Here is a 13,171-nt window from a genome sequence, read left to right as displayed (position 1 = left end):
CGAACTGTGCCGCAGCCGCTCAGCCTGTCTACATGGAGCGAACCAGCCGGTATGCGACAATCCGGCCGATTCGCAGCCCTCATGGATAGCCAATGCTTCGTCTTGCTCTTTTTGCGCTGCTGGGCGCCACGTCCCTTTCCGCCTGCGCGCAGCCGGCTTCGCCCACCGCGGCCACCCCGGCCAAGCCGGCCGCCGCCCCCGCCGGCGCCCCGGGCGAGCAGCGCGTGCGTGCGGCGCTGCTGCAGCTGGATCCGAACTTCAAGCCCGACTTCATCGGCGCCGCGCCGTTCCCCGGCTTCCGCGAAGTGGTGGTCGGCGGGCAGGTGCTGTACGTGTCCGACGACGGCCGCTACCTGTTCCAGGCGCAGCCGTTCGACATCCAGGAAAAGCAGTTCGCCTCCAGCGAGGGCCTGCTGGGCTACCGCCGCAAGCTGCTGGAATCGGCGCCGCGCACCGAGCGCATCGTGTTCGCCCCGGCCAACCCCAAGTACACCATCAGCGTGTTCACCGACATCGAATGCGGCTACTGCCGCAAGCTGCACAGCGAGATCGCCGAGCTCAATAAGCAGGGCATCGCAGTGGAGTATCTGGCGTTCCCGCGCATGGGCCTGGGCAGCCAGGACTACAAGGACATGGTCGCGGTGTGGTGCGCGGCCGACAAGAAGAAGGCGCTGACCGAGGCCAAGGCCAACGGCAAGGTGCCGAGCGCGGCCGCCTGCAAGAACCCGGTGACCATGCAGTACAACCTGGGCCAGCGCCTGGGCGTCAACGGCACCCCGGCGATCTTCGCCCCGGACGGCACCCAGCTCGGCGGCTACCTGCCGCCGGCGCAACTGCGCGAGGCGCTGGACAAGCGCGCGGCGGAAGCGACCAAGGCGGGCGGAAGCCGTTAAAGGGCCGCGCGCGGGGATTCGGCATTCGGGATTGGGGATTCGCCGGAGCACTGCTGCGGCCAATTCCAACGCTCGGTCCCGCATCCCGATGCGGGAGCCTGAATCTCTAAGCCCACTGCGATCAGGACGCCGTCAGCGCGTTCCCTGGCGAGCGTGCCTGCGCGGGACGCCGCCATCCGCCCTCGCTTCCGCAAACCCGCCACGGGCACGCCATCAAGCCGTTGCCCGGCGAACCTCAGTGCGCGGAACGCCGCTTTTGCCAATCCCAACTCCCGAATCCCCAATCCCGGCTCTCCAGCTACAATAGCCGGCCCGTTTCCTCACACGGTTCCCCGGACATGATCGTCCTCGAGGGCGCTTCCGCCCTTTCGCCGTTCCGCCGCGCTCGGCTCGAAACCCGCCTGCACTCCGTCGTTCCCGGTCTGCGCATCGCAGGCGCCTGGCACGTCTACTTCATCGACAGCGACGCCGACGGCGCGGTGGATATCGCCGCCGCGCAGCGCATCCTGCAGGCGCAGGACGCGCCGGCCGTGGCCGAGGCGGGCACCTGCTCGCGCTACGTGGTGCCGCGGCTGGGCACGCGCTCGCCGTGGTCGAGCAAGGCCACCGAGCTGGTGCGTGGCGCCGGCCTGGCGATCCGCCGCGTGGAGCGCGGCACCCGCCTGGACCTGGCCGGCTGGCCAGAAGACGCCCTGCAGCAGGCCGCGCTGGCCAAGCTGCTGCACGATCCGATGACCCAGTCGCTGCTGGACGGTGCCGCGCAGGCGCAGGCGCTGTTCCAGGCGCCGGCGCGCGGCGACGTGGAGCGCATCGCGCTGGACCAGCTGGAAGCGGCCAACGCGCGGCTGGGCCTGGCCCTGGCCCAGGACGAGATCGATTACCTGCGGCAACGTTTCGGCGAGCTCGGCCGCGATCCGGCCGATGTCGAGCTGATGATGTTCGCGCAGGCCAATTCCGAGCACTGCCGGCACAAGATCTTCAACGCCAGCTGGAGCATCGACGGCAAGGAACAGGAGCGCTCGCTGTTCCGGATGATCAAGCACACCCACCAGCAGACCCCGCAGCACACGCTCAGCGCGTACAGCGACAATGCGGCGGTGGTGGAAGGGCATCCGGCCGCGCGCTACCGCCCGGATCCGGCCAGCGGCGAGTACCGCAGCGAGCCGGTGACGCCGTCGGCGTTCTGCATCAAGGTCGAGACCCACAACCACCCGACCGCGATCGCGCCGTTCCCGGGCGCGTCCACCGGCGCCGGCGGCGAGATCCGCGACGAAGGCGCCACCGGCCGCGGCGGCAAGCCCAAGGCCGGCCTGACCGGTTTCAGCGTCTCGCACCTGCGCATCCCGACATTGCCGCAGCCGTGGGAAGCCGAGCGTCCGTTGAACCCGCGCATGGCCCCGGCGCTGGAGATCATGCTCGAGGCCCCGCTCGGCGGCGCTGCGTTCAACAACGAATTCGGCCGGCCCAACCTGCTCGGCTATTTCCGCAGCTTCGAACTGCCCGAGACGCAGGAGCTGACCCGCGCCTACGACAAGCCGATCATGCTGGCCGGCGGCCTGGGCGCGATCGACCGCGTGCAGGTGGAGAAGATCCGGCTGCAGCCGGGCGATGCGGTGATCGTGCTCGGCGGCCCGGCGATGCTGATCGGCCTGGGCGGCGGCGCGGCCAGTTCGGTGGCCTCCGGCGACAGCGCCGAGGACCTGGATTTCGCCAGCGTGCAGCGCGACAACCCGGAGATGGAGCGGCGCGTGCAGGAGGTCATCGACCGCTGCGTGGCGCTGGGCGCGGACAACCCGATCCGCTGGTTCCACGACGTCGGCGCCGGCGGCCTGTCCAACGCCATTCCCGAACTGCTGCACGACTCCGGCGTGGGCGGCATCATCGACCTGGACCGCGTGCCCAGTGACGACCCGTCGCTGTCGCCGATGCAGCTGTGGTGCAACGAATCGCAGGAGCGCTACGTGCTGGGCGTGCCGCAGGCGCGCCTGGCCGAATTCGCCGCGATCTGCGAGCGCGAGCGCTGTCCGTTCGCCGCGGTCGGCGTGGCGACCGCCGAGGAACGGCTGGTCGTGGGCTACGGGGTGCTGCGCACCGGGATTGGGGAGTCGGGATTGGGGATTGGCAACGGCGCGACGTCCGCCGGCTCCCCCGCGTCTCACGAATCCCGAATCCCCAATCCCCAATCCCCGCACCCCATCGATCTGCCCATGGACGTGCTCTTCGGCAAGCCGCCGAAGATGCACCGCGACACCCGGCAGCCGCCGACACCGCGCTGGCCGGAACTGGACACCGATGCGCTGGACCTGCGCGAGGCCGGGCTGCGCGTGCTGGCGCATCCGACCGTGGCGGCGAAGAGTTTCCTGGTCACCATCGGCGATCGCAGCGTCGGCGGGCTGACCGCGCGCGAACAGATGATCGGTCCGTGGCAGCTGCCGCTGGCCGATTGCGCGATCACCCTGGCCGGGTTCGATACCTACGCCGGCGAAGCGATGGCGATCGGCGAGCGCACCCCGCTGGCGCTGCTCGATGCTGCCGCCGCCGCGCGCATGGCGGTCGGCGAGGCGATCACCAACCTGTGCGCGGCGCCGGTCGAGGCGCTGGCCCAGGTCAAGCTGTCGGCGAACTGGATGGCCGCGGCCAACCACGCCGGCGAAGACGCGCGGCTGTACGCCGCGGTCAAGGCGGTGGGCATGGAACTGTGCCCGCAGCTGGACCTGAGCATTCCGGTCGGCAAGGATTCGTTGTCGATGCAGGCGCAGTGGGCCGTAGCCGAGATTCGGGATTCGAAATTCGGGATTGGCGAAAGCGCGGCAACGGGAGCTGAGGGTGTTTCTGCCAATCCCCAATCCCCAATCCCCGATCCCGGCCCCACCGCTACACACAAATCGGTATCGCCCGTCTCCCTCATCGTTTCCGCGTTCGCCCCGGTCGCCGATGCGCGCGCGCAGCTGACGCCGTTGCTGGCGCGCGAGGCGGAGAGCGAGCTGTGGCTGATCGGGCTGGGCGGCGGCAAGCAGCGCCTGGGCGGGTCGGTGCTGGCGCAGGTGCATGCCGAGGGCGGTTTGCCGGCGTTCGGTGGCGCGGTGCCGGACCTGGACGATGCGCAGCGCTTGCGCGCGTTCTTCGAACTGATCCGCGATGCGCGCGCGGCTGGGCTGCTGCTGGCCTACCACGACCGCAGCGACGGCGGCGCCTTCGCCACCCTGTGCGAGATGGCGTTCGCCTCGCGCCAGGGCCTGGAGATCAACCTCGATGCCTGGGGCGACGATCCGTTCCGCAGCCTGTTCAACGAGGAACTGGGCGCGGTGGTGCAGGTCGCCAACGAAGACCGCGCCGCATTCGCCGACCTGATCGAGCGGCATGCGCTGACCGAGTGCGCGCAGCGCATCGCCCGTCCCAGCACCGCCGCGGTGGTGCGGGTGGGCCTGGCCGGCAAGACCCTGGTCGAATGGCGCTGGGAGGAGCTGTTCGACGCGTGGTGGTCGGTCAGCCATGCCATGCAGAAACTGCGCGACAACCCCGACAGCGCCGACGAGGAGCGCGCGCTGGCGCGCGAGTTCGCCGCGCCGGGGTTGAAGCCGAAGCTGGCGTTCGACCCGGCCGAGGATGTGGCCGCGCCTTTCGTGGCCAGCGGGCGGCGGCCCAAGGTGGCGATCCTGCGCGAGCAGGGCGTCAACGGCCAGATCGAGATGGCCAACGCGTTCGAGCAGGCCGGTTTCCGCGCCTTCGACGTGCACATGAGCGACCTGATCGCCGGCCGCGTGGATCTGGCCGATTTCACCGGCCTGGCCGCCTGCGGCGGCTTCAGCTACGGCGACGTGCTCGGCGCCGGCCGCGGCTGGGCGACGTCGATCCTGGAGCGGCCCGCGCTGCGCGATGCGTTCGCGGCGTTCTTCGCTCGCCCGGACAGCTTCGCGCTGGGCGTGTGCAACGGCTGCCAGATGCTCAGCCAGCTCAAGGACATCATCCCCGGCGCCGAACACTGGCCGCGTTTCCTGCGCAACCGCAGCGAGCAGTTCGAGGCGCGTACCAGCCTGCTGGAAGTGGTGGAATCGCCGTCGATCTTCCTGCGCGGCATGGCCGGCTCGCGGATCCCGGTGGCGGTGGCGCATGGCGAAGGCCGTGCCGAGTTCGACACTGCCGTGGACCAGGCCGCCGCGCGGGTGGCGTTGCGCTTCGTCGATGGCAACGGCGAGGTCGCTGCGCGCTACCCGCTGAACCCGAACGGCTCGCCCGACGGCATCACCGGCCTGACCAGCGATGATGGCCGGGTGACGATCCTGATGCCGCATCCCGAGCGCACCCCGCGCTCGCTCAACCTCAGCTGGCACCCCGAGGGCTGGGCGGACGCGTCGCCGTGGCTGCGCATGTTCCGCAACGCGCGGGTGTGGGTGGGCTGAGCGCCCACCTGCCGCGCCCGCCATCGGCGGGCGCGGTTGCTGGAGCCGCAGCGGTATCGATGCGTTCGACTTCGCGAGTCGCTTCGCGCCGGACCCTCACCCCAACCCCTCTCCCGGTGGGAGAGGGGCTCAGCTGTTCCTTCTCCCGTCGGGACCATGGCCCCTTTTCGGGGGAAGGTGCCCCGCAGGGGCGGATGAGGGTGCGGGCGTAGCCTCGGCGGCTGTCCATGCCGTTCCCGATCGCCAAGCGACAGCCACCTCTGCAGCCTGCCACTGGCTGAAGACCCCGAGTTGCACCCGCCGGCGACCGCCTGAGCCGGCGCCTTCTACCGGCCGCCACGACCGCATTCTGCGCAGTCGCCCTTGTGCACAGCGGGAACACGCCCCCGCCTCGGACCGGCATCCAGACCTCTCCGCTATTTCCTTGATTCGCGTCAAACCCTTGGCGCAGCAGCCGATGCCGCTTCCGTCCAGCGTCAACGCATGGCAAGTGCTGTGCCGAGAATTTGGCGGAATGTCTTGTTTTGATTGAAATTTATCGAAATATTAACAATTAAGTTGTAAATCCGAGATTTCCATCCCTGATCGTGCCGTTTTTAGTCAAAAACTTGACGTACTCAAGATACGGGGTTAACACTCCAGCCAGTTCCGCATTTCGTCTTGGTTCATCAAGGCAGACGCGCAGCGACAGGCGCCAGCCTGTCGCGCTCCGGTCAGGGATGCGGCGCAAATACCGACAGGGGGTCGGCCGGCTGGAATGCCGGGCGAGGGTGGCTTTTCTGACCAAAAACCAGCCTATTGAGGAGCAGTACTCGATGAATCGGATTTATCGCAAGGTCTGGAACAAGGCGTTGGGGATGTGGACCGTGGCCTCGGAACTGGCCAGCGGCGATTCCCGCGGCCAGCTCGTTCGCGAAGGCAGGGCTGGGCGCGCGCAGGGCCTGGCCTTGTCGGCCGCGATCGCCATGGCGCTGGGCGCCGGCGGATCCGTCCTGCCCTCGGCCGCACAGGCGCAGGCGCTGCAAATCGGCGACGGCGCCAGCGCCAGCGGCGACTACGCCACCGCGGTCGGCGCCGAAAGCAGCGCCAGCGGCGAGCAGAGCACCGCCACCGGCGCGGCCAGCAACGCCAGCGGCGACGGCAGCGTGGCCAGCGGCACGCTGAGCGAAGCGAGCGGCCTGGAATCCACCGCCCTCGGCTACTACAGCACCGCCCAAGGCACCGGCGCCACCGCGCTGGGCGCCGAGAGCGTGGCAACCGGCGTCGCCAGCGCGTCGCTCGGCCTGGCCGCCAGCGCCGATGCCGACTACTCGACCGCCATCGGCGGCTTCTCCAATGCGGCCGGCCGCAACAGCACCGCGCTGGGCAATGCCGCCGTCGCGCAGGGCGAGAACAGCGTGGCGTTGGGCGCCGATGCAGTGGCCGATCGCGACGACAGCGTCTCGGTCGGCAAGGCCGGCAACGAGCGCCAGATCACCAACGTCGCCGCCGGCACCGAGGCCACCGACGCGGTCAACGTGGCGCAGCTGGACGCGGTCAAGCAGACCGCCGACACCACGGCGAAGTATTTCCAGTCCAGCGGCAGCGCCGACAGCGACGCCGGCGCCTATGTCGAAGGCGACAACGCGCTGGCCGCCGGCGAAGCCGCCAACGCGATCGGCAACGGCAGCAGCGCGCTCGGCAGCGGCGCCACCAGCATCGGCGGCAATGCGACCGCGGTGGGCAGCAACGCGACCGCGACCGGCGCTTCGGCGACCGCGGTCGGCGGTGCGCTTTCGATCGTCGACGACAACGGCGAGGTGTTGCTGGAAGGCACCACCAGCGCCGCCGCACAGGGCGCCAGCGCGTTCGGCGCGGGCGCGCAGGGCAACGGCGCGTTCAGCACTGCGCTCGGTACCGCCGCGCGCGCCGACGGCGTGCAGAGCACGGCGACCGGTTTCTCCGCCGAAGCGGGTGGCCTGGCCAGCACCGCGAACGGCGGCTTCAGCCAGGCCGGCGGCGATTTCGCCTCCGCGTTCGGCTACGGCGCCAATGCCAGCGGCGGCAGTGCCGTGGCGCTGGGCGAATCGAGCCTGGCCAGCGGCGAGTCCAGCACCGCGGTCGGCGGCACCGTGCTCGGCTTCTTCGCCACCGAAGCGCAGGGCGAAGGCGGCTCCGCGTTCGGCGCGGGCGCCTGGGCCAACGGCGCGTTCTCCACCTCGATCGGCTGGCTGAGTTCGGCCGACGGCGACTCCAGCACCGCGCTCGGCGGCGCGTCCTGGGCGCAGGCCGACGACGCCACCGCGCTGGGCTACGGCGCCAAGGCGGCGGCCGCCGGCAGCGTCGCGCTGGGCCAGGGCTCCACCGCCGATCGCGCCGACACGGTGTCGGTCGGCAGCGCCGGCAACGAGCGCCAGATCGCCAATGTCGCCGCCGGCACCGAAGGCACCGATGCGGTGAACCGCAACCAGCTCGATGCCGTCGCCGGCGTCGCCAACGCGACCGCCAAGCATTTCCAGGCCAGCGGCAGCGGCAACAGCGACGCCGGCGCCTATGTCGAAGGCGACGATGCGCTGGCCGCGGGCGAGGCGGCCAATGCCATCGGCAACGGCAGCACCGCGCTCGGCGGCGGTGCCGATGCGCTGAGCAGCGGCGCCACCGCGGTCGGCAGCGGCGCGGTCGCAGCGGGACAGAACAGCGCCGCGTTCGGCACCAACGCGCAGGCCACCGGCCCGGCAGCGGTCGCCGTGGGCGGCGTGGCGGTCGACGAGAACGGCGACCCGCTGATCACCAACGGCGGCGTGGCGGTGGACACCGGCGCGACCAGCGCCGGCGTCGGCGGCACCGCGTTGGGCGCCAGCGCCGACGCCGCCGGCTTCGCCGCTTCGGCGGTGGGCGTGGGCGCCTACGCCAGCGGCGCGCAGGCCTCGGCCTTCGGCGCGGTGGCCAACGCCACCGGCGACTACGCCACCGCGGTAGGTACGCAGAGCGCGGCGAGCGGCGCCAGCAGCGTCGCCGTCGGCGGTCCGGCCGACCTGATCCCGGGCCTGGGCCTGTTCGTGCAGACCCAGGCCAGCGGCGAGAGCGCGGCGGCGTTCGGCGCCGGCGCGATCGCGTCGGGCGATTACAGTCTGGCCAGCGGCAGCCTCAGCGAGGCATCCGGCCTGGAAAGCGCCGCGCTGGGCTACTTCGCCTATGCGCCGGGCGCCTTCGCCACGGCGCTGGGCGCCGAGTCCTGGGCCAGCGGCGCCAACAGCACCGCGCTCGGCTACTACAGCACCGCGCTCGCCGCCGACAGCGTGGCGCTGGGCGCCAACTCGGTCGCACGCCGCGCCAATACGGTGTCGGTGGGCGATGTGGGCAGCGAACGGCAGATCGCCAATGTCGCCGCCGGCACCCAGGCCACCGACGCGGTCAACGTGGCGCAGCTGGACGCGGTCAAGCAGACCGCCGACACCACCGCCAAGTTCTTCACCAGCAGCGGCGGCGGCACGGTCGGCGCCTATGCCGACGGCGAGGGCGCCGTCGCCGCGGGCGATGCGGCCAATGCCTACGGCACCGGCGCAGCCGCCTACGGCAGCGGTGCCGCCGCGGTCGGCAACGATGCGGTCGCGCTCGGCAACGGCAGCAGCGCCGGCGGCAACGGCAGCACCGCCATCGGCGGCCAGGGCCAGGCCTTCGACCAGTACAACCAGCCGATCACCGACGCCGACGGCAATGCGCAACTGATCGGCGCCAACGCCGGCGAGAACGCCACCGCCATCGGTGCCGGCGCGCAGGCCACCGGTGCGCTGGCAACCGCCACCGGCTACGGCGCGCAAGCCACCGGCGACCACAGCACCGCCGGCGGCTACAAGGCGCGTGCGACCGGCAGCTACAGCCTGGCGCAGGGCGACAATGCCTGGGCCAGCGGCGACGACGCCAGCGCCAGCGGCGCCTACGCCTGGGCCACCGCCGACGGCGCGTCGGCGTTCGGCGCTTCGGCCTGGGCGACCGGCACCAATGCCTCGGCCTTCGGCACCGGCGCGTGGGCCAGCGGCAGCGGCGCCACCTCGATCGGCTTCAACAGCTGGGCGCCGGGCCTCAGCGCCACCGCGGTGGGCCGTGGGGCGTTCGGCTACGGCAACTACAGCGTGGCGATGGGCTTCCAGGCGCTGGGCAACCAGGTCAACACCATCGCCCTGGGCACCAACAGCCTGGCGGATGCGGAAAGCGCGGTGGCGATCGGCGCCGGCAGCGAGGCGACTGCTTCCAACGCCGTGGCGCTGGGCGCAGGATCCGTGGCCGATCGCGCCTACAGCGTGTCGGTGGGCAGCGCCGGCAACGAGCGCCAGATCACCAATGTCGCCGCCGGCACCGAAGCCACCGACGCGGTCAACGTCGCCCAGCTCGACGCGGTCAAGCAGGCGGCGGAAACCACCAGCAAGTACTTCCAGGCCAGCGGCAGCGATGCCAGCGACGCTGGCGCCTATGTCGAAGGCGACAATGCGCTGGCCGCCGGCGAGGCGGCCAATGCGATCGGCGACGGCAGCACCGCGCTGGGCGGCGGCGCCAATGCGCTGGCCGCCGGGGCCACCGCGATCGGCTTCAACGCGGTGTCCAGCGGCAGCGATGCGGTCGCGCTCGGCAGCGACAGCCAGGCGCTGGGCCAGGACAGCATCGCCATCGGCAACGGTGCGCAGGCCAGCGAGATCGGCGCCAGCGCCAGCGGTGCCGGCGCGCAGGCCAGCGGGACGTATTCCACCGCCACCGGCAACGAAGCCGTCGCCTCGGACAATCAGGCCACTGCGACCGGTTTCCGCAGCAGCGCTTCCAACATCGGGGCGACTGCGCTTGGCGGCTACAGCGAAGCCAGCGGCTATCTGTCCTCGGCGCTGGGCTATGGCGCGCTCGCCGCCGGCGATTACGGTACCGCGGTCGGCGTCTCCTCCACCGCCTCCGGCACCAGCAGCGTGGCGGTGGGCGAATACAGCGTGGCGTCGGGCGAGGAGAGCGTCGCGGTCGGCGGCACCTCGTTCTTCGGGCTGATTCCGGCCGAGGCCTCCGGCGCCAATTCGTCGGCGTTCGGTGCCGGCGCGGGCGCCACCGCCGATTTCAGCACCGCCATCGGCAGCCTGGCCTACGCCAGTGCCGCCGATTCCAGCGCCTTCGGCTATGGCGCCTATGCCTCTGGCAACAACAGCGTGGCGCTGGGCGCGCTGTCCGAGGCGGACCGCGACAACACCGTGTCGGTGGGCAGCGCCGGCAGCGAGCGGCAGATCGCCAATGTCGCCGCCGGTACCGAAGCCACCGATGCGGTCAACGTCGCGCAGCTGGATGCGGTCAAGCAGTCCGCCGATGCCACCGGCAAACAGTTCAAGGCCAGCGGTGGCGCAGCGCCGGCCGACGACGTCGGCAGCTATGTCGAAGGCACCTATGCCACCGCCGCCGGCGAAGCGTCCAACGCGCTCGGCACCGGCGCCTCGGCGTTCGGCAGCGGCGCGTTGGCCGGTGCGCAGTACGCCACCGCGTCCGGTTACAACGCCACCGCCACCGGCGAATCCAGCACCGCGATCGGTGGCTCGCTGTACTACACCGACGACGCCGGCAACGTGTTGCTCGACGGCACCACCGCCGCCAGCGAGGTCGGCGCCACCGCGCTCGGCGCGGGCGCGCAGGCCACTGCCGCGTTCAGCAGCGCCAGCGGCGCCGGTGCCACGGCCGCCGGCCTGCAGTCCACCGCCAACGGCTACAAGGCCGAGGCCACGACCGACTACAGCACCGCGGTCGGTGCGTTCAGCAGCGCCAGCGGTACCCGTACCAGCGCGTTCGGCTACGGCGCGGAGGCGGCGGGCACCAATGCCTCGGCGTTGGGCTGGGGCAGCACCGCGTCGGGTGCGTATGCGTCGGCGCTGGGCTACAGCGCCCGCGCCACCGGCGAGGATGCGACCGCGCTCGGCGCCTCGGCCTGGGCCACTGCGGCGCAGACCACCGCGGTGGGCCAGTTCGCCTGGGCCACGGCGCAGGGTGGGACCGCGATCGGCCAGGATTCCTATGCGTACAGTGGCATCAACGCCACCGCGCTGGGTACCAATGCCTGGGCCAGCGGCAGCAACAGCGTCGCGCTCGGCGCCGGCTCGCGCGCCAGCGAAGCCAACGTGGTGTCGGTGGGCGGCGGCAACGGGGTCAGTGCGCCGGCCACGCGCCGCATCACCAACGTCGGCGCGGCGCTCAACGCCACCGATGCGGTGAACAAGGCGCAGCTCGACGCGGTGGCCGCGGCCGCCGGCGAAACCAGCGCCGACTTCCAGAGCTCTGGCAGCGGGGTGGCCAGTGCCAGCGGCGAGAACAGCACCGCAGCCGGTGCCGGCGCCACCGCCAGCGGCTTGCGCAGCACCGCGCTGGGCGTGGCCAGCGTCGCCAGCGGCGCCGGTGCGACCGCGTCCGGTGCCAGCAGTTCGGCCAGCGGCGCGCGCAGCACCGCGATCGGCCTGCAGACCAATGCGATCGGCGAGAACGGGGTGGCGCTGGGCTACAACAGCTTCGTGCGCAACAGCGGCAGCAACGGCGTGGCGATCGGCGCCAACGCCGGCGTGTCGGCCGACAATGCGGTCGCGCTCGGCGCCGGTTCGCGCGTCTACGAGGCCGACACGGTGTCGCTGGGCAGCGGCAACGGCCGCGGCGGTCCGGCCACGCGGCGCATCGTCAACCTGACCGCGGGCAGCATCGCCGCCGGCAGCACCGAGGCGATCAACGGCAGCCAGCTGTACCAGTCGCTGAGCAACATGGCCACGTTCCTCGGCGGCGGCGCCGGGCTCGGCGCGCAAGGCCTGTTCGTGGCGCCGACCTACGTGATTCAGGGCGCCAGCTACAGCAACGTCGGCGATGCGCTGGCGGCGCTGGATGGCAAGGTCAGCGAGCTGGATGCGCGCAGCGGCGGCAGCGCCAGCGTGGCACGCAGTGCGCGTGTCGCCAGCGTGGCCTCGGTCGCGGAGCCGGAGTCGAGCATGGCCACCGCGCAGGCGGTGTCCGAGTCGGCGACCGTGTCCGGCACCGCGTCCACCGCCCAGGTCGGCGCATCGGTGGTGGCCGATGCGGGGGCGAGCGCGACCGCGGTCGGCACCGCGGCGCGCGCCAACGACGTCACCGGCACCGCGATCGGCGGCAGCGCCTATGCGCACGGCCCCAACGACACCGCGATCGGCAGCAACGCCAAGGTCAACGCCGACGGCAGCACCGCGGTGGGCGCCAACAGCCACATCGCCGCGGTGGCGACCAATGCGGTGGCGATGGGCGAGGGCGCCAGCGTCACCGCCGCCTCGGGCACCGCGCTCGGCCAGGGCGCCAGCGCCACGGCGCAGGGGGCGGTCGCGCTAGGCCAGGGGTCGGTCGCCGACCGCGCCAACACGGTGTCGGTGGGCAGCGCCGGCAACGAGCGCCAGGTCGCCAACGTCGCCGCCGGCACGCAGGCCACCGATGCGGTCAACAAGGGCCAGCTCGACAGCGGCGTGGCCAACGCCAAGTCGTATGCCGATTCGCGCTTCAACACCATGGCCGACAGCTTCGATGTGCTGCGCGGCGACGTGGATGCGCGGTTGCGCGACCAGGACCGCCGCATCGACCGGCAGGGCGCGATGAGCGCGGCGATGCTCAACATGGCCACCAGCGCCGCGGGCATCCGCACCCAGAACCGGGTCGGCGCCGGCGTCGGTTTCCAGAACGGCGAGTCGGCGCTGTCGGTGGGCTATCAGCGCGCCTTCAGCGATCGCGCCACGCTGACCATCGGCGGCGCGTTCAGCGGCGACGACAGCTCGGTCGGCATCGGTGCCGGCTTCGGCTGGTGAGCCATCGCGGACGGCGGCGCGCGCCGCCGTCCGCCCATGCAATGGCCTGAGGGGGCAGACCAAAGGACCTTGGCTG

3 protein-coding genes and 1 pseudogene are annotated in these 13,171 nt (G+C 71.8%); all 4 read left to right on the top strand.

Going from position 1 to position 13,171, the window contains the following annotated elements; translation table 11 throughout:
* Nucleotides 1-92: 92 nt before the first annotated feature.
* The 4 genes and pseudogenes from AB3X08_RS18440 to AB3X08_RS18430 all read left to right on the top strand — a co-directional run bounded on the left by AB3X08_RS18440 (nt 93) and on the right by AB3X08_RS18430 (nt 13,095).
* Complete coding sequence (locus tag AB3X08_RS18440) at nt 93-893, top strand: DsbC family protein (RefSeq protein WP_369934202.1); 801 nt, start codon at nt 93-95, stop codon at nt 891-893.
* 338 nt (nt 894-1,231) lie between these two features.
* Nucleotides 1,232-5,293, top strand: a complete 4,062-nt coding sequence (gene purL / locus AB3X08_RS18435; RefSeq protein ID WP_369934200.1) for a phosphoribosylformylglycinamidine synthase — start codon at nt 1,232-1,234, stop codon at nt 5,291-5,293.
* A 719-nt stretch (nt 5,294-6,012) separates the two neighbouring features.
* Nucleotides 6,013-6,195: pseudogene (locus AB3X08_RS22565) on the top strand (ESPR domain-containing protein); the annotation flags it as partial.
* A gap of 45 nt (nt 6,196-6,240) precedes the next feature.
* Complete coding sequence (locus AB3X08_RS18430) at nt 6,241-13,095, top strand: hypothetical protein (RefSeq protein WP_420018507.1); 6,855 nt, start codon at nt 6,241-6,243, stop codon at nt 13,093-13,095.
* The last annotated feature ends 76 nt before the right edge of the window (nt 13,096-13,171 follow it).

This window comes from Xanthomonas sp. DAR 34887 (genome assembly GCF_041245805.1).
GTDB lineage: Bacteria > Pseudomonadota > Gammaproteobacteria > Xanthomonadales > Xanthomonadaceae > Xanthomonas_A > Xanthomonas_A tesorieronis.
The sequence above is the reverse complement of the archived record's forward strand: the minus strand, read 5'-3'. Positions and strand labels throughout refer to the sequence as shown.

What these genes read in the sequence shown, in the direction of transcription:
- AB3X08_RS18440 (WP_369934202.1), top strand. Translation starts at nt 93, where the DNA reads ATGCTTCGTCTTGCTCTTTTTGCGCTGCTGGGCGCCACGTCCCTTTCC.
- purL (WP_369934200.1), top strand. Translation starts at nt 1,232, where the DNA reads ATGATCGTCCTCGAGGGCGCTTCCGCCCTTTCGCCGTTCCGCCGCGCT.